This is a genomic window from Micromonospora sp. NPDC048835 (assembly GCF_040649995.1).
In the GTDB taxonomy this organism is placed as follows: domain Bacteria; phylum Actinomycetota; class Actinomycetes; order Mycobacteriales; family Micromonosporaceae; genus Micromonospora.
Map to the genome: position 1 here is coordinate 51,326 of NZ_JBEZGM010000004.1, position 19,810 is coordinate 71,135.

At 72.5% G+C, this 19,810-nt stretch carries 22 protein-coding genes; 8 read left to right on the plus strand and 14 right to left on the minus strand.

Going from position 1 to position 19,810, the window contains the following annotated elements:
* Window positions 1–75: 75 nt before the first annotated feature.
* Entirely contained in the window at window positions 76–588 is a 513-nt protein-coding gene (locus AB0C15_RS06785) for an HIT domain-containing protein (protein WP_357349876.1), read from the minus strand.
* 171 nt (window positions 589–759) lie between these two features.
* Between AB0C15_RS06785 and AB0C15_RS06790 the strand changes: the two genes are divergently transcribed.
* Window positions 760–1,488, plus strand: a complete 729-nt coding sequence (locus AB0C15_RS06790) for a D-Ala-D-Ala carboxypeptidase family metallohydrolase (protein WP_357349447.1) — start codon at window positions 760–762, stop codon at window positions 1,486–1,488.
* 265 nt (window positions 1,489–1,753) lie between these two features.
* On the opposite strand, the gene thrS is transcribed toward AB0C15_RS06790, so the two are convergent.
* Window positions 1,754–3,763, minus strand: a complete 2,010-nt coding sequence (gene thrS, locus AB0C15_RS06795; RefSeq protein WP_357349449.1) for a threonine--tRNA ligase — start codon at window positions 3,761–3,763, stop codon at window positions 1,754–1,756.
* 188 nt (window positions 3,764–3,951) lie between these two features.
* On the opposite strand from thrS, the gene AB0C15_RS06800 reads away from it, so the two are divergent.
* The gene (locus AB0C15_RS06800) at window positions 3,952–4,968 is read left to right on the plus strand and encodes a DUF1775 domain-containing protein (RefSeq protein ID WP_357349451.1); all 1,017 of its coding nucleotides are present in this window, start codon (window positions 3,952–3,954) and stop codon (window positions 4,966–4,968) included.
* 363 nt (window positions 4,969–5,331) lie between these two features.
* Here AB0C15_RS06800 and AB0C15_RS06805 read toward each other — a convergent pair whose 3' ends face one another.
* A complete protein-coding gene (locus AB0C15_RS06805) occupies window positions 5,332–6,252 on the minus strand; it encodes an ADP-ribosylglycohydrolase family protein (protein ID WP_357349453.1) in 921 nt (306 codons plus the stop codon).
* A 73-nt stretch (window positions 6,253–6,325) separates the two neighbouring features.
* Between AB0C15_RS06805 and AB0C15_RS06810 the strand changes: the two genes are divergently transcribed.
* Together AB0C15_RS06810 and AB0C15_RS06815 are read left to right on the plus strand one after the other, a co-directional pair.
* Complete coding sequence (locus tag AB0C15_RS06810) at window positions 6,326–7,015, plus strand: response regulator transcription factor (RefSeq protein WP_091401712.1); 690 nt, start codon at window positions 6,326–6,328, stop codon at window positions 7,013–7,015.
* 29 nt (window positions 7,016–7,044) lie between these two features.
* Window positions 7,045–8,448, plus strand: coding sequence for a HAMP domain-containing sensor histidine kinase (locus AB0C15_RS06815; RefSeq protein WP_357349455.1), 1,404 nt, complete (start codon window positions 7,045–7,047; stop codon window positions 8,446–8,448).
* Window positions 8,449–8,677: 229 nt separating this feature from the next.
* Here AB0C15_RS06815 and AB0C15_RS06820 read toward each other — a convergent pair whose 3' ends face one another.
* The gene (locus AB0C15_RS06820; RefSeq protein ID WP_357349457.1) at window positions 8,678–9,700 is read right to left on the minus strand and encodes an adenosine deaminase; all 1,023 of its coding nucleotides are present in this window, start codon (window positions 9,698–9,700) and stop codon (window positions 8,678–8,680) included.
* A complete protein-coding gene (locus AB0C15_RS06825) occupies window positions 9,697–10,518 on the minus strand; it encodes a trans-aconitate 2-methyltransferase (protein ID WP_357349459.1) in 822 nt (273 codons plus the stop codon). Before AB0C15_RS06825 ends, AB0C15_RS06820 begins: the two co-directional genes overlap by 4 nt.
* Window positions 10,519–10,601: 83 nt before the next feature.
* Between AB0C15_RS06825 and AB0C15_RS06830 the strand changes: the two genes are divergently transcribed.
* On the plus strand, window positions 10,602–11,585 hold the full coding sequence (locus AB0C15_RS06830) for an aldo/keto reductase (protein WP_357349460.1): 984 nt from the start codon (window positions 10,602–10,604) through the stop codon (window positions 11,583–11,585).
* A 77-nt stretch (window positions 11,586–11,662) separates the two neighbouring features.
* Window positions 11,663–11,854, plus strand: coding sequence for a hypothetical protein (locus AB0C15_RS06835; RefSeq protein ID WP_357349462.1), 192 nt, complete (start codon window positions 11,663–11,665; stop codon window positions 11,852–11,854).
* Between the two features lie 126 nt (window positions 11,855–11,980).
* On the opposite strand, the gene AB0C15_RS06840 is transcribed toward AB0C15_RS06835, so the two are convergent.
* The 7 genes from AB0C15_RS06840 to AB0C15_RS06870 all read right to left on the minus strand — a co-directional run bounded on the left by AB0C15_RS06840 (window position 11,981) and on the right by AB0C15_RS06870 (window position 16,539).
* The gene (locus tag AB0C15_RS06840) at window positions 11,981–12,184 is read right to left on the minus strand and encodes a cold-shock protein (RefSeq protein WP_030338233.1); all 204 of its coding nucleotides are present in this window, start codon (window positions 12,182–12,184) and stop codon (window positions 11,981–11,983) included.
* Window positions 12,185–12,471: 287 nt separating this feature from the next.
* Window positions 12,472–12,744, minus strand: coding sequence for a DUF4235 domain-containing protein (locus AB0C15_RS06845; protein WP_130400249.1), 273 nt, complete (start codon window positions 12,742–12,744; stop codon window positions 12,472–12,474).
* On the minus strand, window positions 12,741–13,115 hold the full coding sequence (locus AB0C15_RS06850; RefSeq protein WP_357349464.1) for a DUF3618 domain-containing protein: 375 nt from the start codon (window positions 13,113–13,115) through the stop codon (window positions 12,741–12,743). Before AB0C15_RS06850 ends, AB0C15_RS06845 begins: the two co-directional genes overlap by 4 nt.
* Entirely contained in the window at window positions 13,112–13,546 is a 435-nt protein-coding gene (locus AB0C15_RS06855) for a phage holin family protein (protein WP_357349466.1), read from the minus strand. The genes AB0C15_RS06850 and AB0C15_RS06855 overlap by 4 nt, the downstream gene beginning before the upstream one ends.
* Window positions 13,547–14,041: 495 nt before the next feature.
* A complete protein-coding gene (locus AB0C15_RS06860; protein ID WP_357349468.1) occupies window positions 14,042–15,229 on the minus strand; it encodes a mechanosensitive ion channel family protein in 1,188 nt (395 codons plus the stop codon).
* Between the two features lie 83 nt (window positions 15,230–15,312).
* Window positions 15,313–16,134 carry a DUF1206 domain-containing protein gene (locus AB0C15_RS06865; RefSeq protein WP_357349470.1) on the minus strand — a complete coding sequence of 274 codons (822 nt, stop codon included), beginning with the start codon at window positions 16,132–16,134 and terminating at the stop codon, window positions 15,313–15,315.
* A 60-nt stretch (window positions 16,135–16,194) separates the two neighbouring features.
* Window positions 16,195–16,539, minus strand: coding sequence for a hypothetical protein (locus tag AB0C15_RS06870; RefSeq protein ID WP_357349877.1), 345 nt, complete (start codon window positions 16,537–16,539; stop codon window positions 16,195–16,197).
* A gap of 97 nt (window positions 16,540–16,636) precedes the next feature.
* Here AB0C15_RS06870 and AB0C15_RS06875 point away from each other — a divergent pair, with 97 nt between their 5' ends.
* Window positions 16,637–17,863: a cysteine desulfurase-like protein gene (locus AB0C15_RS06875; protein WP_357349472.1), complete on the plus strand. Its 1,227-nt coding sequence runs from the start codon at window positions 16,637–16,639 to the stop codon at window positions 17,861–17,863.
* Window positions 17,860–18,147: a GNAT family N-acetyltransferase gene (locus AB0C15_RS06880; RefSeq protein WP_357349474.1), complete on the plus strand. Its 288-nt coding sequence runs from the start codon at window positions 17,860–17,862 to the stop codon at window positions 18,145–18,147. The genes AB0C15_RS06875 and AB0C15_RS06880 overlap by 4 nt, the downstream gene beginning before the upstream one ends.
* 9 nt (window positions 18,148–18,156) lie before the next feature.
* Here AB0C15_RS06880 and AB0C15_RS06885 read toward each other — a convergent pair whose 3' ends face one another.
* Both AB0C15_RS06885 and AB0C15_RS06890 read right to left on the minus strand, forming a co-directional pair.
* Entirely contained in the window at window positions 18,157–19,647 is a 1,491-nt protein-coding gene (locus AB0C15_RS06885; RefSeq protein WP_357349476.1) for a glycoside hydrolase family 3 N-terminal domain-containing protein, read from the minus strand.
* Window positions 19,644–19,772: a hypothetical protein gene (locus tag AB0C15_RS06890; protein WP_357349478.1), complete on the minus strand. Its 129-nt coding sequence runs from the start codon at window positions 19,770–19,772 to the stop codon at window positions 19,644–19,646. Before AB0C15_RS06890 ends, AB0C15_RS06885 begins: the two co-directional genes overlap by 4 nt.
* Between the last annotated feature and the right edge of the window lie 38 nt (window positions 19,773–19,810).

Below are 19,810 nucleotides of genomic sequence, written 5' to 3' on the forward strand. Positions count from 1 at the left end.
GGCTGCCGCGCGGCGACCAGCCGGAGCGGCGCGGACACGGCGGGCAGCCCACCGCGAGCGTTACGGCGGCCGGGGTCAGGACGGCCAGGCGCGGGCGAGCAGGTCTCGGGTGTCGTGCAGGAGCTGCGGCAGGACCTTGGTCCGGCCGATCACCGGCATGAAGTTCGCGTCGCCGCCCCAGCGTGGCACCACGTGCTGGTGCAGGTGCGCGGCGATGCCGGCGCCGGCCACCCCACCCTGGTTCATGCCCAGGTTGAAGCCGTGGGCGTTGCTCACCTTGCGGACCACCCGCATGGCGGTCTGGGTGTACGCCGCCAGCTCGGTGGTCTCCGGCGCGTCCAGGTCGGTGTAGTCCGCGACGTGCCGGTAGGGGCAGACCAGCAGGTGGCCCGGGTTGTACGGGTAGAGGTTGAGCACCACGAACACGTGCTCGCCACGGGCCACCACCAGGCTCTCCTCCGGGGGCAGTTGGGGCCCCCGGCAGAAGGGGCAGCCGGTGGGCTTCTCGTAGCCCTCGGCCGGGCGGTCCTCGCCGGAGATGTAGGTCATCCGGTGCGGCGTCCAGAGCCGCTCCAGGCCGTCCGCCATGCCGTCGGTGTCCGTGTGCCGTTCCGCCCCTGTCACGAGCCGATCCTACGGAGCCGGCCGGCCGGGCCGCGACACCCACCGTCGCGAAAAACTCTGCGATGCAAGTTCTTGACGGATCAATACCGAGCCTTGAAGATTCCATGCATCCACAACCATCCATATGGAGGCGAGATGTTCCGACGGCTCGGCAGGTTCCTCGCGGCACTTGCGCTGACCGCCGCCACCACAGTGGCAGGCGTCACCCTCACCGCCGGCGCCGCCCAGGCGGACGGCTGCTACACCTGGGGACGCACCCTGGCCCAGGGTGCGTCCGGCGAGGACGTCCGGCAACTCCAGATCCGGGTCGCCGGATACCCCGGCTACGGCGCGGTGCTCGGCATCGACGGCGCGTTCGGCCCCGCCACCCGGTCGGCGGTGATCCGCTTCCAGCAGGCGTACGGGCTGCCGGCGGACGGGATCGCCGGCCCGCAGACGTTCAACCGGCTCTACGCCCTCCAGGACGACGACTGCACCCCGGCCAACTTCAGCTACGCCGAGCTGAACAAGTGCAACAGCGACTGGTCCGGCGGTGCGGTCTCGGCCAGCACGGCCCGGTTCAACGCGCTCGTCTCGATGTGGAAACTCCAGGCCATGCGGCACGCCCTCGGAGATGTGTCCATCGCGATCAGCAGCAGCTTCCGCAGCTACGCCTGCAACAGCGCGGTCGGCGGGGCGTCGAACAGCCGCCACCTGTACGGCGACGGGGTGGACCTGGTCGGCTCCCCGTCGTTCTGCCGGCTGGCCCAACAGGCTCGCAACCACGGCTTCGGGCAGATCCTCGGCCCCGGCTACCCGGACCACAACGACCACACCCACGTCGCGGCGGTCGGAGGCTGGTCAGCGCCGAACTGCGGCATCTGACCCCCGCACCACCCCAGGCGGCGCCGCTCACCCCTGCTGGCGCTGGAAGCCGGCCACCGGCGCCCGGACCGGCAAAGATCCTGTCACCGATCCCGGCGAAGATCGCGCTCGAACATGGAAGTAGTGGCCTCCTCAGGTTCGGAGGCCACTACTTCCTGGATCGAGCACGATCGAGCGGCAGCCGGGCCCGCGAGCCGCGGCAGCCGGGCCCGCAAGCCGCGCCGCGGCAAGCGGGCCGCGCAGGCAGGCCCGCAGGGCGGTTGCGCTACTCGGCGGCTGCGGAGGGGCCGATGTTGGTACGGGAGCTGACCACGTCGAGCACGTGGGTCACCGCCTCGGCGACCGGCACCCCGTTGCGCTGGGAACCGTCGCGGTAGCGGAAGGAGACCGTCCCGGCGGCCACGTCGTCGTCGCCGGCGATCACCATGAACGGGATCTTCTGCTGCTGGGCCGTCCTGATCTTCTTCTGCATCCGGTCGTCACCCGCGTCCACCTGGGCGCGGATGCCCTCGGCGCGCAGTGCGGCGACGAAGCCGTGCAGGTAGTCGGTGTGGTCCTCGCGGATCGGGATGCCCACCACCTGCACCGGTGCCAGCCAGGCCGGGAACGCGCCCGCGTAGTGCTCGGTGAGCACCCCGAAGAACCGCTCGATCGACCCGAACAGCGCCCGGTGGATCATGACGGGACGCTGGCGGCTGCCGTCGGCGGCCTGGTACTCCAACGCGAACCGCTCCGGCTGGTTGAAGTCGACCTGGATGGTGGACATCTGCCAGGTCCGGCCGATGGCGTCGCGGGCCTGCACGGAGATCTTCGGCCCGTAGAACGCCGCGCCGCCCGGGTCGGGCACCAACTCCAGGCCGGAGGTCGCGGCGGCGGTGCGCAGCGCCTCGGTGGCCTCCTCCCAGTCCTCGTCCGCGCCGATGAACTTGGGTGAGTCGTCCCGGGTCGACAGCTCCAGGTAGAAGTCGTCCAGGCCGTAGTCGCGCAGCAGGTCGAGCACGAAGCTGAGCAGCGTGGACAGCTCGCCGGCCATCTGCTCACGGGTGCAGTAGATGTGCGAGTCGTCCTGGGTCAGGCCCCGGACCCGGGTCAGGCCGTGCACCACGCCGGACTTCTCGTACCGGTAGACGGTGCCGAACTCGAACATCCGCAGCGGCAGCTCACGGTACGACCGCCCGCGCGACCTGAAGATCAGGTTGTGCATCGGGCAGTTCATCGCCTTGAGGTAGTAGTCCGCGCCCTCCAGCTGCATGGGCGGGAACATGGTGTCCGCGTAGTACGGCAGGTGACCGGACGTGTGGAACAGCTGCGCCTTGGAGATGTGCGGGCTGTTGACGAACTCGTAGCCCGCTTCCTCGTGCCGCTGACGGGAGTAGCCCTCCATCTCGCGGCGGATGATGCCGCCCTTTGGGTGGAAGACCGCCAGGCCGGAGCCGATCTCGTCGGGGAAGCTGAACAGGTCGAGGTCCGCGCCGAGCTTGCGGTGGTCGCGCCGGGCGGCCTCCTCCAACAACTTGAGGTACGCCTTGAGCTCGTCGCGGGTCGGCCACGCGGTGCCGTACACCCGCTGTAGTTGGGGGTTCTTCTCCGACCCGCGCCAGTACGCGGCGGCGGAACGCATCAGCTTGAACGCGCCGATCAGTCGGGTGGTCGGCAGGTGCGGGCCCCGGCACAGGTCCGACCAGCAGACCTTGTCCTCCTTGGCGTCGAGGTTGTCGTAGATGGTCAGCTCGCCGCCGCCGACCTCCATCACCTCGTCGGTGTCCAGGCCCTCGCCCTTGACCTCGATCAACTCCAGCTTGAACGGCTCGTCGGCCAGTTCGGCGCGCGCCTCGTCGAGGCTGCCGAAGCGGCGGCGACGGAACCGCTGCCCGGACTTGATGATCTCCTGCATGCGCTTCTCGAGCTTGCTGAGGTCATCGGGCTGGAACGGCTTGTCGACGTCGAAGTCGTAGTAGAAGCCGTTCTCGATGGGCGGGCCGATGCCCAGCTTCGCCTCGGGGAAGATGTCCTGCACGGCCTGGGCGAGCACGTGCGCGGTGGAGTGGCGCAGCACGTTGAGCCCGTCGGGCGAGTCCAGGCTGACCGGCTCGACGACGGTCTCCTCGGCGGGCGACCAGTCCAGGTCACGAAGCTGACCCTGCGGGTCGCGGACCACGACGACCGCCTTGGGGCCGTTCGCGGGCAGTCCGGCCGCGGCCACCGCGTCGGCCGCCGTCGTCCCGGCGGCGACGACGACGGGGTCGGCCACGGCGGGGGTACGGGGTGCGGACACGGTGACTCCTCCAAGCGGTACGAACGGTGCCGATCCTCGGCTCCTGCCGATGCTATCGGTCGACCCGCCCGCCACCGGGAACGGCACCTTCCTTACCGCCGACGTTGAACCTTTCGCGCCCCGCAGCCGAACTACAGGGTGTGGCCGGAAACCGGTGCCGGCCGCGTCGAAACGGATGGGGGCACGAGATGGCGAGCACGTACGGCGGTGGCCGTCGGCGGCGGATCGTGGCGGCGACCGCGGTGACCGCCGCTGGGCTGCTGCTCTGGCCGGGCGCGGCGTACGCGGCGGACCTGACCACCACCCCGACCGAGGCCCGACAGGGCGAGGCGGTACGGCTGGAGTTCAGCGTCCCGGAGGAGCGGGCCGGCACGAAGACCAAGCAGATCGAGATCCGGCTGCCCGCCGACGCGCCGATCGCCGAGGTCTACCCCATGTCGGTGGACGGCTGGGCGCCCCGGCTCAGCTCCCGCACCCTGGACAAGCCGTTGCCCGGCATCCACTCCTCCGGGGTGAGCACGGTGACCACAGCGGTGACCTGGGTCCGGGTCGGTGCGAGCGAGCCGGGGCCGGCCCGGTTGGCGCTCTCCATGGGGCCGATGCCGCAGACCGAGCGGCTCACCTTCGAGGTCGTCCAGACGTACGCCGACGGCACTGTGGTCCGGTGGGCGGACGCCTCCGGGCCGCACCGGGCACCGGCGCTCAGCCTGCTGCCGGCCGCACCGGGCGCCGGCGGACCGGCAGCGCACGGCGGTGGCCACGCGCCGGCCGCCGGCGGGCCGGCCGGCGAGGCCAGCGGTGTCGACACGGGACCGCTCTCCCGAGCGGGCGACACCGACGAGGACGCCGGCAACGCCGACGGGATGTTGGCCGCCGGGCTGCTGGCCGGGCTGGGCGGTGGCGCGACGATCGGTTGGCTGGTCAGCCGGTGGCGCCGACGCAACCCGGACGAGGCCACCGCGCTGGCCGAGGTGACCGGCGACCCGCACGAGGTCGCGACGCTGGCCGAGATAACCGGTCGCACGGACAAGACCGCAGAGCCCTCCACGGCGGGTGGCCCCGCGAACGACGCCACGACACCCACCGAGACAACCGGCCACGCGGACGAGACCGCAACGACCGCCCACCGGGCACCGACCGACCCGACGCCCGCCGACCCGCAGCCCGCCGACCCGCAGCCCGCTGTGTCCGCTGCATCGCGGTGATCCACTCGGCTTCCCGGAAACCGCGGCATCCCCGCCGCCCGGACAGCCCGATCTCGCGGTGATCCACTCGGCTTCCCAGAAACCGCGGCATCCCCGCCGCCCGGACAGCCCGATGTGCAGGAGGCCGAGTTGATCGTGGGCAGCGCCACCGCAGGGCACGCCGCACGGGGGCAGGCCGCACGGGGGCAGGCCGCGCGGGGGCAGGCCGCGCGGGGGCAGGCCGCGCGGGGGCAGGCCGCGCGGGGGCAGGCCGCACGGGGGCACGCCGCACGAGGGCACGCCGCACGAGGGCAGGCCGCACGGGGGCACGCCGCACGGGGGCAGGCCGCACAGGGGTGAGCCGCGCGGGGGAGCCCCGGGTGGTCAGGGCAGCCAGGCGGGGAGCGGTTCGCGGGCGGCCAGCCACTCCTCGGGCACCCCGCCCGGGGTACCGACGCCGGTGTGCGCCGCCACCACCGCTCCCGCGATGGCCGCCGTGGTGTCCACGTCCCCGCCGGCCCGTACGCACGTCTCGATCGCCGACGGATAGTCGTCGAGGTGGGTGGCGGCCACCCAGAGGGTGAACCCCACGGTGTCCTGGGCGGTCACCCGGGAGCCGTTGCCGAGCGCCGACACCACCCGGGGCAGCGGCCGGCCGAGCAGCCCGGACGCCCGATGTACGCCCCGGTGCACCTCGGTGCCCGGGTCGAGCGCGGCGGCGATCTCGGCGAGCAGCCGCTGCGGGGCCGGCCGGTGCCCGTCGAGCCGGGCCCGGGCGGCGAGCGCGGCGGCGACGGCGACCGCGACCGCGCCGGTGATCCCCTCCGGGTGCGCGTGCGTCACCTCGGCGCTGGCGCGGGCCTGGGCGGCGGCGCGCGCGGTCGAGTCGGCGAAGTACGCGCCCAGCGGGCCGACCCGCATCGCCGCACCGTTACCGCAGGAACCCTGCCCGTCGAAGGCGGAGGCGGCTGCCACCGGCCACGGGGTGCCGGTGCGGATCAGCTCCAGGATCAGCATCGCGCCCGCGCCGTAGCCCCGGCCCGCCGTACACCGCTCGGCGAAGGCGAGGGCCAGCCGGTCCCGGTCGACGCCGCTGGAGTCGGCCATTTCGGCGAAGACCGAGCAGGCCATCTCGGTGTCGTCGGTCCACTCCCAGGGCCCCGGGGGCAGGGCCTCGGCGGCGAGATCCAGGGGTGCCGGCCCCGACAGGAAATACCGTGCGCCGAGCGCGTCGCCGGTGGAGAGACCGGCGAGGCTGTCCCGGGCGAGCGCCAGGCGGGCATCGGCGAACAGGGTGAACGACATCGTCGTACCAGCTTGCCCGGTCCCCAGGCACGTCGCAACGCGATCAACTTGCCAGGCCAAGTACGGTCTTGTCGTGGCCTCCGTGCTCCTGGTCGAAGACGATCACGTCGTACGCGGCGCGATGCTGCGGTCCCTCACCGACCGGGGGCATGCCGTGCACGCCGTGGGCACGGCGTTGGACGCGCTGCGTCGGGTGGCCGCGGAGACACCCGACCTGGTGGTGCTCGACCTCGGCCTGCCCGACCTGGACGGCTCGGACGCGCTGCGGATGCTGCGCGGAATCACCGATGTTCCGATCATCATCGCCACTGCCCGCGACGACGAGCAGTCGGTCGTCAAGCTGCTGCGCGCCGGCGCCGACGACTACATGGTCAAGCCGTTCACCGGGGCGCACCTCGATGCCCGGATCACCACCGTGCTGCGGCGGGCCGGGCGGGCCAGTCGGTCCGTGCAGCCCGCCGTGCACAGTGTCGGCGGGCTGCGGGTGGACGTGGGCGAGCGCAGCGCCCAACTCGACGGGGAGCCGCTGGCGCTGACCCGCAAGGAATTCGACCTGTTGGCGTATCTCGCCGCACGGCCTGGGCGGGTAGTGTCCCGCCGGGAACTCTTGGAGGAGGTATGGCGGCAGCCATCGGTCGGCGAGGACCAGACCATCGACGTTCACCTGTACTGGCTCCGCAGAAAGATGGGCGAGTCCGCGGCGAAGCCGCGCTACCTGCGCACCGTGCGGGGGGTGGGATTCCGGCTGGTAGCACCGGACTGAGGACGGCGCTGGCCCTGCTCACGGCCGGCATGTGCAGTCTCGTGGCGCTCGCGTTCCTGATCCCGCTCGGGCTCAGCCTGCGCGAGCAGAGCCGCAACGAGGCGATCGCCGACGCCGCGCGGCGCAGCGCGCTGGTGACCGGCGCGCTGGCGGTCAGCACCGACCCGGCGGTCGTCGAGCGTGCCGTGGTGGCAAGCGCCGAGGGTGCCCCCACCCGCCCCGTGGTGCACGGGTTGGGGCTGGACGAGTCGGCCGGTCGCGCCAGCGGCGGCGACCTGGACCGGGCCCGCGCCGAGCGCCAGTCGTTGCTCGTCGACGTCGACGGGGGTGTGGCCCGGCTCGATCCGGTGGTCCTCGGTGACCGGACCGCGGTCGTCGAGGTGTTCCTACCGGAGTCCACGCTCGGCGAGGGCGCCGGCGGCACCTGGCTGCTGCTGTTCGCGGTCGGTGCGGCGATGGCCGGCGCGGCGGTGTTGGTGGTCGACCGGGTCGCCGCCCGCGCGGTGGACGCGACCCGGGGTCTGGTCAAGGCCGCGCTCTCGGTGGGCGACGGCGACCTCGGCGTACGCGTCGAGCCGACCGGTCCCCGCGAGCTGGCCGAGGCCGGGTACGCCTTCAACCGGATGGCCGACCGGCTGGACGCCGCCCGCACCGACGAGCGGGAGTTGGTGGCCGACCTGTCGCACCGGCTGCGTACCCCGTTGACGGTGCTGCGGTTGGACGCCGAGGCGTTGGAATCCGACGACACGAGTGTGGGTTCCTTCAGCCCGGCGGAGTTGGACCGGCTGCGCGGGATCCGGCGGATCCGGCAGGCGATCGTCACCCTGGAGGGTGAGATCGACGTGCTGATCAAGACCACCCGCAAGGCGGTCGCGCACGAGGCCGGGCCGGCGATGTGCGACGTCAGCGAGGTGGTCCGGGACCGGATGGTGTTCTGGGCGGCGTTGGCCGGAGACCAGAATCGGCCGCACCGGGTCAACGGGGCACAGTTGCGCATCCCGGCGCCGGTGCCACGGGCCGAGCTGGCCGCCGCGCTGGACGCGGTGATCGGCAACGTCTTCCGCTACACCCCGCAGGGCACCGCGTTCGAGGTGGCCGTGTCCCGGCGTGACGGTTACGTGGCGATCCGGATCGACGACGCCGGCCCGGGCATCGCCAACCCGGACCGGGCACTGCGCCGGGGTGCCAGCGACCAGGGCTCGACCGGGCTCGGTCTGGACATCGCCAAGCGGGTGGCGTTGCAGGCCAACGGTTCGGTGAGCATCGACCGCGCCCGGTTGGGCGGGGCCAGCGTGGTGATGCTGCTCGCCGACCCGGAGGCGACGCCCCGGCAGGTCAGCCGCTTCGGTCTGGTCGGTCGGATGGCCCGCGACGCCCGGGACACGAAGGCCAGTGGGCGCCGGTGGCCCCGCCAACGCCCCACCGACGACTGACGGGGCCGGTTTTGCGCCGGCGCAAGTCTTCCTTAGATCGCGGTTAACGACCGCGTTGGATCGGCTGCGAACTGACAGGATCACAACGCGAACCCACCAGTCCCCCGGCCGAGCGCACCGCGCACCCACGGCCGGTGGAGTCGCGCGCGCGGCGGGAGTCACAGGTCCCCCCACACCCACGCTCCCGCCGCGCGCCCAGCTCGCCGAGGTGACTGCCGCGTCGACAAGCTCAGCCGGCGGTGGCGAGGTACGCGTCGATCTCGGCGGTGATCCGCTGCTTGCCGGCGGCGTCGAGGAAGGACGCGGTGACCGCGTTGCGGGCCAGCCCGGCCACCCCCTCGGCGCCAACACCGAGCAGGCGGGCCGCCACCGCGTACTCGTCGTTGAGGGTGGTGCCGAACATCGGCGGGTCGTCGGAGTTGATGGTGACCAGCAGCCCGGCCTCGACGAGCCGGGGCAACGGGTGCTCGTCGAGGGTGGCCACCGCCCGGGTCCGCAGGTTGGACGTCGGGCAGACCTCCAGTGCGATCTGCCGCTCGGCCAGGTGGGTCAGCAGCTCCGGATCCTGCGCGGCGGAGATGCCGTGCCCGATCCGCTCGGCGCCCAGCTCGTTCAGCGCGTCCCAGATCGTCTGCGGCCCGGTGGTCTCGCCGGCGTGCGGCACCGAGCGCAGCCCGGCCGCGCGGGCCTGGTCGAAGTAGGGGCGGAACTGCGGTCTGGGTACGCCGATCTCCGGGCCACCCAGACCGAAACTGACCAGCCCGTCGGGGTGCTCGTCGAGCGCGATGCGCAGCGTCTCCTCGGCTGCCGGCAGGCCGGCCTCGCCGGGGATGTCGAAGCACCAGCGCAGCTCGATGCCGAAGTCGGCCAGGGCGCGCTTGCGGGCGTCCTCGATCGCCTCGCAGAACGCCGGCGCGGGGATGCCCCGTCGGACGTGCGAGTACGGGGTGATGGTCAGCTCCGCGTAGCGGACCTGTTGGCGGGCCAGCTCCCGGGCCACCTCGTGGGTGAGGATCCAGACGTCCTCCGGGTCGCGGATGAGGTCGACCACGCTCAGGTACACCTCGACGAAGTGGGCGAAGTCGCGGAACTCGAAGTAGCTGGCGAGCGCGTCCGGGTCGGCGGGCACGGGGGTACGCCCCTGGTGGCGGGCGGCCAACTCGGCGACGATCCGGGGCGAGGCGGAGCCGACGTGGTGCACGTGCAGCTCCACCTTGGGCAGGCCGGCGATGAAAGTGGGCAGGTCGGTCACGGGTTCTCCTGGTCATGGTCGCCGGTGCGGGCGACGAGGTCATGGTCGCCGGTGCGGGCGACGACGAAGACGCGGCGGAACGGGAAGTACACCTGACCCTGCCGCACCGGGTACGCCGCGGTGAGCCGTACCCCCAGCTCGGCCCGGAAGGCGGACCAGCCGGCGGCGTCGAGCGCGGCCCGGACCGGGCGCAGCGCCGTGCCCTCCATCCAGGCCAGCACCGGGTGCTCGGCGGCGGGTCGAGCCGGCAGCAGGTGCACGTAGGTAGTCTCCCAGGCGTCCACCGCGCAGCCGGCGGCGGTCAGCAGCGCCGCGTAGTCGGCCGGGTCGTCGACCGGGTCCGCGCGCAGCAGCGGGGCGACGTCAGCCCGCCAGGCCGGCCGGTCGGCGACCTCCCGCAGGGCGCGGTGCGAGTCGGCGGCGAAGTTGCCGGGAACCTGCACGGCGAGCCAGGCGCCGGTGGGCAGCTCGGCGGCCCAGCGGCGCAGCAGCTCCTGGTGGCCGGGGACCCACTGCAGTGCCGCGTTGCTGACCACCACGTCCTCGTCGCCGGCCGGACCCCAGTCGCGCAGGTCGGCGACCGTGAAGTCAACAGGCGCACCGAGGGCCACCGCCCGTTCGATCATGTCGGGTGAGGAGTCCAGGCCGAGCACCCGGCTCGTCGGCCAGCGCTCGGCCAGGACGGCGGTGAGCTGGCCGGGGCCGCAGCCGAGGTCGACCACCCGCCGGGGTCGGTCGGCGGGGATCCGTGCGAGGAGGTCGTGGAACGGCCGGGACCGTTCGTCGCCGAAGCGCAGGTAGGTCGCCGGGTCCCACATGACCGCCCCCTTAACCGTACGTTCGTACTGCTGACGGTACGGCTCGCCTGGCAGGGTGGCAACCCGATCACTAGGCTCGGGGCATGGAACAGCGCAGCTTCAACCGGCTCGGCCGGACCGTTGGCGCGGTCGGCCTGGGCGCGTGGCAACTCGGCGCCGACTGGGGCACCGTCAGCGAGGACGACGCGATGGCGGTGCTCGCCGCCGCCGTGGACGCCGGGGTCACCTTCCTCGACACCGCCGACGTGTACGGCGACGGCCGCAGCGAGCAGCTCATCGGCCGCTTCCTGCGAACCCGACCCGACGCCGGGCTGACCGTCGCCACCAAGATGGGTCGCCGCGTCGAGCAGGTGCCGGAGTCGTACACCCTGGCCAACTTCCGGCAGTGGACCGACCGCTCCCGGACCAACCTGGGCATGGACACCCTGGACCTGGTCCAGTTGCACTGCCCGCCCACCGAGGTCTTCTCCTCCGACGAGGTCTTCGACGGCCTGGACACCCTCGTCGCCGAGAAGGCCATCGCCGGGTACGGGGTCAGCGTCGAGACCTGCGACCAGGCCCTCACCGCGATCGCCCGGCCGGGCGTGGCGAGCGTCCAGATCATTCTCAACGCGGTCCGCCACAAGCCCCTGGAGCAGGTGCTGCCGGCCGCGGCGGCGGCCGGTGTCGGCATCATCGCCCGCGTGCCGCTCGCCAGCGGCCTGCTCTCCGGCCGCTACGACGAGCACACCGAGTTCCCCGCCGACGACCACCGCAACTACAACCGGCACGGCGCTGCCTTCGACGTCGGGGAGACCTTCTCCGGAGTCGACTTCGACCGGGGCCTGGCCGCCGTACGCCGACTGGCCCCGCTCGTCGGCACGGACCGCACCATGGCGCAGTTCGCCCTGCGCTGGGTGTTGGACCAGCCGGGCGTCACCGTGGTCATCCCCGGCGCACGCGACGCGGAGCAGGCCGGCCGCAACGCCGCGGTGGCGGCCCAGTCCCCGCTCACCGAAGAGCAGTTGGCAGCCGTACGCGACACCTACGACGAGTTGATCCGCCCGCAGGTGCACGACAGGTGGTGACCCGCGCTCGCGCCGCGCCGCCCGGCCCGCGATGCTGGACGTCGGCGTGCCGCCCCGGGCGGCGGAGAGGGGACGCGATGAGGGGTTGGCTTGCGCTCACCCTCGGCCTGCTGGCCGTGGTGATCGGGGCGGTGTGGACGGTCCAGGGCCTTGGCTACGTCAGCGGCAGCGTGATGACCGACCAGAAGATCTGGGCGGTGCTGGGCCCGGTCGTGGCGCTGGCCGGGCTGGTGGTGCTCTGGTTCGGCCTACGCTCGCGTCGACGCTGAGCGGTTGCTCCACTGGGGAGGGCGTACCTACCTACGCGAAGCCCCGCATCCCGAACGGGATGCGGGGCTGCACAGCGACCCTTGGCCGGGTCGTCCCACTGGCCGGCGGGGGCCGACCAGTCTCACTCAGATGGGACGAACCTGCTCGGCCTGCGGGCCCTTCTGACCCTGAGCAATCTCGAACTCCACCCGCTGGTTCTCCTCCAGCGAGCGGTAGCCGCTGGTCTGGATGGCCGAGAAGTGGACGAACACGTCAGCACCCCCACCATCGACGGTGATGAAGCCGAAGCCCTTGTCAGCGTTGAACCACTTCACGGTTCCCTGAGCCATGTGTATCTCCCTCTAAAAACTGGCGGCCGTGCACGCCGTCCGGCCGATTGGCCGTTTTTGAGCAGCGGTGCCTGAGGCGGCCCCACGAAGGAGACTTCTCTCAACCCACGCCATCTCGCAACAGCGGGGACCAGCAAATCACGGAGGCAAAAAGTCTGTCACGACCTTCCCGACGAATTTCTCCGACATGTGACCTGACGGATGCCTCAGGTGCGCTGGGCGGCGTCCAATGCCATGCGAAAGCCCCCTTCCCATCGATGCGGGTAGGGGGCTGAAGTCGCTGCTGGTCAGTCCGGCCAACTGCCGGTCATCCGGCGGACGCCGACCGCGCCGCCCCGGTCCACAGCGGCCCGGACGACCGCGAAGATCGCGCCCTGCAACGCCGCCGCGGCCAGGATCTCGCCCCAGCCGCGATCCTCGTCGGTCGCGTTCGGCGCCTCACCGTCGCCCGCGGTGACCTTCCAGACCTGCCGGAAGATCGCCCCGGCCACCGTGCCTGCGGCGATACCCAACAACACGCCGACCGGCCGGTACGCGACCCTGCCGATACTCTTGCTCACCTACGCCTCCCCCGCACGATCATCAGCACCACCACGGTGGCCACCGCACCGGCCGCGACGACCGCCCACGGCACCGGGTTGCGGCGCACCAACTCGCCCTTGTCGTACGCCTGTGCGCGTACCAACTCGCCCTTCTCGTACGCCTGCGCCCGGGCCACCCCGGCGCCCCGCGCGGCCTGCCCGCGAACCCGGGCGACGGTCTGCGCCGCCTGCTCACGCATCCGCTCCTTGGCCTGCTCGGCGGACTCCTTGAGACGGGCCTTGACGTCGGCCTTGGCGGCCAACGCCTCCATCGTCTCGCCCAACTCGACCCGGGTACGACGGATCTCCTCGCGGAGCGCCTCCGTGTCGCCGGTCCCGTTGCCGGTCATTGCCGCCCCCTGTCCTTCACCGCGGCGGTGACAGTGTCCATGTCGGCCCGGAGGCTGCGGACCGTGGCCGCCGGAACCGGCGGGACGGCACGACTGACCTGCTTCTTGCCCACCAGGGCGAGGATGCCGGCCACCAGGAAGCAGGCCACCGCCACGATCAGCGCCGCGGCCCAGGCGGGCAACACCAGGTCGAGCAGCAGGATCGCCGTGGCGACAAACGCACCCAGGCCGAAGAACGCGAGCGCGCCGCCGCCGCCGAACAGGCCGATCCCGATGCCCGCGTGCTTGCCCTTCTGGGTCAACTCCGCTCGGGCCAGCGTCAGTTCGTCCCGTACGAGACGGGAAATCTGCTCGGTGGCCCGCTGCACCAACTCGGCGGTGGAGGGCTCGCTCCCATTCTGGGATGTGCGGGCTTTCGCCACGTCAGCCATGCTGTCCTCCTTTCCTCATCACCGCGCTGTATGCCCGGAGTCGCCGCTCGTCAATCCTAAAGCGCGGCAAGCGGCTCACCGTCACGGTTGTCCGGACGCCGCGCCGCCGATACGCGGCCAGCAACCGCGATCACGCCAGAGACGTCCGGCAGCACATCCCCCACCCAACCGCAACCAAACCTCCCAGACCCCCAACCCCTCCCCCCACCCCACCCCACCCCCACCCCCCACCCCCCAAGGTGATCAAGAGGTTTGCGTCAGAAATCGGGCTCCCGGTGACGCAAACCTCTTGATCACCGCGGGTCGGCGGGACCGGGCGCTTGGGCAGCTCAGTTGATCATGAAGTTGTTGCCGCCCGGGTCGGCGTGTCTTGGCGATAACTTCATGATCAACGCGGCTGGGCATGGGGGGAGCGGGCGAGGGGGCGGGGGGCGAGGGGGCGGGGGGGGCGAGGGGGCGGGGGGCGGGCGAGGGGTGGGGGTGGGGGTGGGGGTTTCAGGGGCGGGATTCGTCGGGGCCTACGAAGGCTTCGCTGCGGGCGTCGCCGTCGTCGCTGCCACCGAAGACACGGGCGTCGTCGGGCGCCTCGGTGTCGGGCAGGCGCCGGGCCGGCCGCCTGGGCTGCACCCACTGCCAGGAGAGGTTGCTGTTGGAGTCGCCCAGCTCGGTGCGGATCCGGGGCATCGCCGTCGGGCGGTTGTCCCGGATCCAGGCGACCAGATGCTCCCGGACGAGGCAGCGCAGATCCCACAGGCTGCCCGCGTCGGCGGCGCTCACCAGCGCGCGCACCTTGATCATCCCGCCGGTGGCGTCGGTGACCTGGAGGACGCAGACCCGGCCGTCCCACAGCTCGGTGCCCTCGCAGAGGCGGCGCAACTCCTCGCGCATGGTCTGCACCGGCACCGCCCAGTCCACGTCGAACTCGGCGGTGCCGAGTACCGCCGCCTCGGTCCGCGTCCAGTTCTGGAACGGCTTGCTGGTGAAGTACGAGGTGGGCAGGATCAACCGGCGGTCGTCCCAGATCTGCACCACCACGTAGCTGAGGGTCAGCTCCTCGATGCGACCCCACTCCCCCTCCACGACGACCACGTCGTCGAGCCGGACGGCGTCACTGAAGGCGAGTTGGAGGCCGGCGAAGACGTTGCCGAGCAGGCTCTGCGCGGCGAGCGCGGCCACCACACCGACCACACCGGCGGAGGTCAGCACACCGGCGCCGATGCCCCGCACGCTGGGGAACGTCATCAGCATCACGCCGACGGTCAGGATGACGATCACCGCGATGGTCAGTCGGCGCAGCATCACCACCTGGGTGCGTACGCGTCGGGCGTGCCGGTTGTCCGGTACGTCGATTCGGAACCGGGCCAGCGCCGTGTCCTCCACGACGATCAACAGCGAGGCGACCAGCCAGGCGGTGGTGGCGATGACGCCGAGGATGAGCAGGTGCAGCAGCAGTCGTCGCCAGCCCTCGCCGACCGCGTACCCGGTGCTGAAGCGGACGGCGAACTGCACGGCCAGGACCGTCCCGGCGACCTGGAACGGGCGGTGTGCGTGCTCGGTCAACTCGGTCAGCAGCAGTGACCGGCGGCCGAATCGGCGGGTCGTCCGGTGCACGACCTCGACCAGGAACAGGGCGACCGCCGCCGCGACGAGCGCGGCAACGGCCGTTTCGAGATAGTTCTGCACGGCTTCGGTGCTTCCCTTCGATCAGACGACGGGCACTCCGGGCAAAAGCCCAAGAGTGCCCGTCGTCCTCAGAATCGACCAGCTCAGACCTTGCGGTACCGGGACTGGAGGAAGCAGTAGACGCCGAAGGCGGCGATGCCGAGGGCGACCAGGGTGAGCAGGAACGTGCCGTACGACTGCTCGCGCAGGGTGTGCAGCGCGGCGTCCAGGCCACGGGCCTTCTCCGGGTCGTAGTTGACCGCCGCGACGATGATCAGCAGGCCGGAGATGCCGTACGCGACGCCCTTGGCGATGTACCCGGCCATGCCGAGTCGGCGGGCCAACTGGCGGGTCTTCGGGCTCATCTCACCGGTCTTCAGGTGCTTCTCGAACTTCTTGCGGGCGCCGTAGATGACCAGGCCGATGCCGATCGCGGCGAGCACCAGACCGGCCAGGCCGACGAGCCAGCGGCCTCCGCTGGAGGTCATCAGCTTGCCGGTCAGCGCCTCCTGCTGGTCGGCGCTGTTCGACGAGGCGTCCTTGAAGACCTTGAACGCGGTCCAGGCGAAGTAGAGGTAGACGATGGTCCGGCCCGCCGAGGCGACCCGTTCCATGACCCGCTCCTTGCCGCGCTCGGCGCGGTGCCCGCTGGCGGCCTCCAACGCCTGCCAGATCGCCATCGCGAGCAGGCCGACGGCGACCGCGATGACCAGGAACTTGCCCAGGGGCTGCTCGGAGAGGGTACGCAGCGCGCCGGACTGGTCGCCGTCGTCGGACGACGTGCCGAACGCGATCTGCAACGCCAACCAGGCGAAGAGGAGGTGGACGATGCCGTAGCCGATGAAGCCGGCCCGGGCGAGAAGTTCCAGCCACCGGCTGTCCGCCGTTCGGGAGGCGGTGGCTTGCGCGCTACGGGTGAGTGACATGGCGTCACAATCTCCCAATCCGACGATTTCCAAACGTCGGCCACCGCCTCCCGGCCTGGGTCAGTTACCCGGGTTGCGCGAGACGCGGATCTTGACCTGCTGGTCGGTCACGCTGTCCAGGGTGACCGCGAAGCCTCCGGCCTCGGCGGCCTGCTGGCCGGTGGTCAGGGTGAGCTGCTCGCCGGCGACCTCGACGGTCACCTGGTCGCCCTCGGCGCCGACCAGCTTGGCCTCGACGCCCAGGATGGTGGTGCTCGCGTCGACACCCCGCTCGAAGGTGACCGTGCAGGCGTCCAGCCCGCAGTCGGTGGAGGCGCCCTGGGAGCTGCACCCGGCGAGCACGGCGAGGCCGAGCGCCAGACCGGCGAGGAGACCGGCGGCGCGGCGGACGGGGGGCATGGACATGGTGGCGGGTCGGTTCGTCACCCCGCCAAGGGTACGAGACGCCCGCGACGCCCAGGCGACAGCGAGCGCGGGCCGGGCCCCGGCTATGGTCCGGGACATGCCGTTCGACATCGCCCGCACCCGGGCCGCGTACCCCGCCCTGACCGAGGGCTTCGTCCACTTCGACGGTGCCGGTGGCACCCAGACCGCGGCGGGTGTGATCGACGCGGTCACCGACGCCATGCGGTCGGCGGTCGGCAACCGCAGCGCCGCCTCCGTACCGGGGCGCCGGTCGTTGGAGCTGGTGGCCGAGGCCCGTTCGGCGGTGGCCGACCTGCTCGGCGCCGACCCGGCCGGGGTGGTGCTCGGGCCGAGCGCGACCGCGCTGACGTACACCCTGGCCCGCACGCTCGGCGCGACCTGGCGCCCGGGTGACGAGGTGGTGGTGTCCCGGCTCGACCACGACGCGAACATCCGGCCGTGGGTGCAGGCCGCCGAGGCGGCCGGCGCGACGGTGCGCTGGGCCGAGGTCGACCCGGGCACCGGCGAGCTACCCGCCGACCAGTACGCGGACCTGGTCGGTGAGCGGACCCGGCTGGTCGCGGTGACCGCCGGCAGCAACGCCATCGGCACCATGCCGGACGTGCCGGCGATCGCCAAGGCCGCGCACGCGGTCGGCGCGTTGGTCTGTGTCGACGGGGTGCACTCGGTTCCGCACGGGCCGACCGACCTGGCCTCGCTCGGTGCCGACGTGCTGGTCACCAGCGCCTACAAGTGGTCCGGCCCGCACCTGGCGGCAATGGTGGCCGACCCGGCCCGGTGGGCGGCGCTGCGCCCGGCGAAGCTGGTGCCGTCGTCGGACGCGGTGCCGGACCGGTTCGAGTACGGCACACCGAGCTTCCCGCTGCTCGCCGGTGTGACGGCGGCGGTGGACCACCTGGCGGGGTTGGACCCGGACGCGGTCGGGGACCGGCGGGCGCGGCTGCGGGCCGGGCTGGCCGCCGCCCAGGCGCACGAGGAGGCGCTGCTGGACCGGCTGCTCACCGGGCTGGCGCAGCGGCCGGCGGTCACCGTCTACGGAACGCCTGCCCGGCGCTGCCCGACGGTCTCGTTCCGGGTCGCCGGCAGGTCGCCGGCGGCCACCCAGGAGGCGTTGGGCGCCGCCGGCTTCTGCCTTTCGGTCGGCGACTACTACGCCTACGAGTACTTCCAGCTGATGGGTCTGCGCGACAGCGGCGGCGCGGTCCGGGCCAGCATCTACCACTACAACACCGCCGACGAGGTGGACCGGTTGCTCGCCGAACTCGACGCGCTTGCCGACGCCGCGGGGACAATGGCCGGATGAGCACCCTGGTCGAGGACAACCCGGCGAAGCACCGCTTCGAGATCCTTGTCGACGACGCGCTTGCCGGCTTCACCGCGTACCTGCCGCGCGGGGAGGTCCTGGTCTTCACCCACACCGAGGTGGACCGGGGCTTCCAGGGCAAGGGGGTGGGCGGCACGCTGATCCGCGGCACCCTGGACCAGCTTCGCGCCCGTGGCACGAAGCTGGTGCCGCAGTGCCCCTTCATGGCCGCGTTCATCGACAAACACCCGGAGTACGCCGACCTGGTCGTCGACCTGGCGTAGGCGGGACTGTCAGCGGGCGCCGGTGAGCACCTCTGCGGCGGCCTGTCCGCTGGCCCGGGTGGCGCCGTGGGTGGCCAGGTGCACCGCACCGGTGACCAGCTCGGGCACGCCCAGCTCGACCACCACCGCGTCCGGCCGGACGGCGAGCGCGCGGTGCACGGCGGCGGCCATCCAGTCGTGTCGGTGCAGGTCACGGACGACCAGGACCAGGGGACGGGTGCCCGCGCCGGCCCCCGGGTCGGCCGGCACGTCGGGTTCGGCGTAGCGGACCGTGCTGGTGCCGGGCAGCAGCTCGCCGAGTGGTCCGCCGACGCCCCAGGGGGTCTCGGCACCGATGGCGATGTTGCGCTGCGGCTCGAACTCGACGACGTGTGCGGCCCGGGTCAGGGGCAGCGTGGCCGTGGCGCCCCGGGTCGCCGTGACCCGGACGGCCCGGCGGGCGGCGACCAGACCGACGTCGGTCGCGGCGCGCGTCGCCGCCGCGCTGTCGCTGCGGGCAGCCATTGTCCAGGCGGCGAGTTGACCGACGCGCTTGGCGGCCTCGGCGAGACGCTCCTCGGGCAGCTCGCCGGAGACCACGGCGGCCACGATGGCGTCGCGCAGCTCACCTGCGGCGTGCTCGTCGGCGCGTTCGCCGCCGATGCAGATCGCGTCGGCCCCGGCGGCGAGGGCCCGGACCGTCGCCCCGGCGAAGCCGTACCGGTCGGCGACCGCGCGCATCTCCACCGCGTCGGTCACCACCACGCCGGAGAAGCCCAGTTCGTCGCGGAGCAGCCCACCCAGGATGCGCTGGCTCAGTGTCGCCGGCAGGTGCGCGTCGAGCGCGGGCACCAGCAGGTGGCCGGTCATCACCGCCTGCACCCCGGCGGCCACCGCGGCGCGGAACGGGGCCAGTTCGCAGGCGTCCAGCCGGGCCCGGTCGGCGGTGATCCGGGGCAGGTCGTGGTGGGAGTCGACCCGGGTGTCGCCGTGCCCGGGGAAGTGTTTGGCGCAGGCCGCGACGCCGCCGGCCTGGAGCCCGCGGACCCAGGCGGCGGTGTGCCGCGCGACGAGCGCCGGGTCGGCGCCGAAGGAGCGGACGCCGATCACCGGGTTCGCCGGGTTGGAGTTGACGTCGGCGTCCGGGGCGTAGTTGAGGGTGACCCCGGCCGCGGCCAGTTCGACGCCGAGGTCCCGGGCGACGGCTTCGGTCAGCGCCGGGTCGTCGACCGCGCCGAGAGCGAAGTTGCCGGGCCGGGAGCTGCCGTGGACGGACTCCAGCCGGGTGACGTCGCCGGCCTCCTCGTCGATCGCCACGATGATGTCCGGCCGTTCCGCGCGCAGCGTCGCGGTGAGCGCGGCCACCTGCTCGGTGTCGACGACGTTGCGGGCGAAGAGCACCACCGAGCCGAGACCCTCGCCTAGCCAGCGGCACACCCACGGCGGTGGCGTGGTGCCGACGAAGCCGGGTTGCAGCACGGCGGCGGCGAGCGCCGGAAGGTGCCCGGAGGTGGCGGTCACTGCGCCGCCTCGTCCATCACCGGCGACGGTGCGCCCCCGTCGACCCGCTGGTTGCGCTCGCTCATGCGGCCCCCGTACCCCATCTCTCGCGCGCCCTCGGCGCACCGCCACCGGCAGGCGGTCATGCCATGGTCACACCGGGCGATTCAATAGTCAATAAACC

Bases quoted from the DNA above. Each gene is read 5' to 3' on its own strand.
- AB0C15_RS06785 (WP_357349876.1), bottom strand. From the start codon at position 588: ATGGCGGACGGCCTGGAGCGGCTCTGGACGCCGCACCGGATGACCTAC.
- AB0C15_RS06790 (WP_357349447.1), top strand. From the start codon at position 760: ATGTTCCGACGGCTCGGCAGGTTCCTCGCGGCACTTGCGCTGACCGCC.
- AB0C15_RS06800 (WP_357349451.1), top strand. From the start codon at position 3,952: ATGGCGAGCACGTACGGCGGTGGCCGTCGGCGGCGGATCGTGGCGGCG.
- AB0C15_RS06805 (WP_357349453.1), bottom strand. From the start codon at position 6,252: ATGTCGTTCACCCTGTTCGCCGATGCCCGCCTGGCGCTCGCCCGGGAC.
- AB0C15_RS06815 (WP_357349455.1), top strand. From the start codon at position 7,045: ATGTGCAGTCTCGTGGCGCTCGCGTTCCTGATCCCGCTCGGGCTCAGC.
- AB0C15_RS06825 (WP_357349459.1), bottom strand. From the start codon at position 10,518: ATGTGGGACCCGGCGACCTACCTGCGCTTCGGCGACGAACGGTCCCGG.
- AB0C15_RS06830 (WP_357349460.1), top strand. From the start codon at position 10,602: ATGGAACAGCGCAGCTTCAACCGGCTCGGCCGGACCGTTGGCGCGGTC.
- AB0C15_RS06835 (WP_357349462.1), top strand. From the start codon at position 11,663: ATGAGGGGTTGGCTTGCGCTCACCCTCGGCCTGCTGGCCGTGGTGATC.
- AB0C15_RS06840 (WP_030338233.1), bottom strand. From the start codon at position 12,184: ATGGCTCAGGGAACCGTGAAGTGGTTCAACGCTGACAAGGGCTTCGGC.
- AB0C15_RS06850 (WP_357349464.1), bottom strand. From the start codon at position 13,115: ATGACCGGCAACGGGACCGGCGACACGGAGGCGCTCCGCGAGGAGATC.
- AB0C15_RS06855 (WP_357349466.1), bottom strand. From the start codon at position 13,546: ATGGCTGACGTGGCGAAAGCCCGCACATCCCAGAATGGGAGCGAGCCC.
- AB0C15_RS06865 (WP_357349470.1), bottom strand. From the start codon at position 16,134: ATGTCACTCACCCGTAGCGCGCAAGCCACCGCCTCCCGAACGGCGGAC.
- AB0C15_RS06870 (WP_357349877.1), bottom strand. From the start codon at position 16,539: ATGTCCATGCCCCCCGTCCGCCGCGCCGCCGGTCTCCTCGCCGGTCTG.
- AB0C15_RS06875 (WP_357349472.1), top strand. From the start codon at position 16,637: ATGCCGTTCGACATCGCCCGCACCCGGGCCGCGTACCCCGCCCTGACC.
- AB0C15_RS06880 (WP_357349474.1), top strand. From the start codon at position 17,860: ATGAGCACCCTGGTCGAGGACAACCCGGCGAAGCACCGCTTCGAGATC.
- AB0C15_RS06890 (WP_357349478.1), bottom strand. From the start codon at position 19,772: ATGACCGCCTGCCGGTGGCGGTGCGCCGAGGGCGCGCGAGAGATGGGG.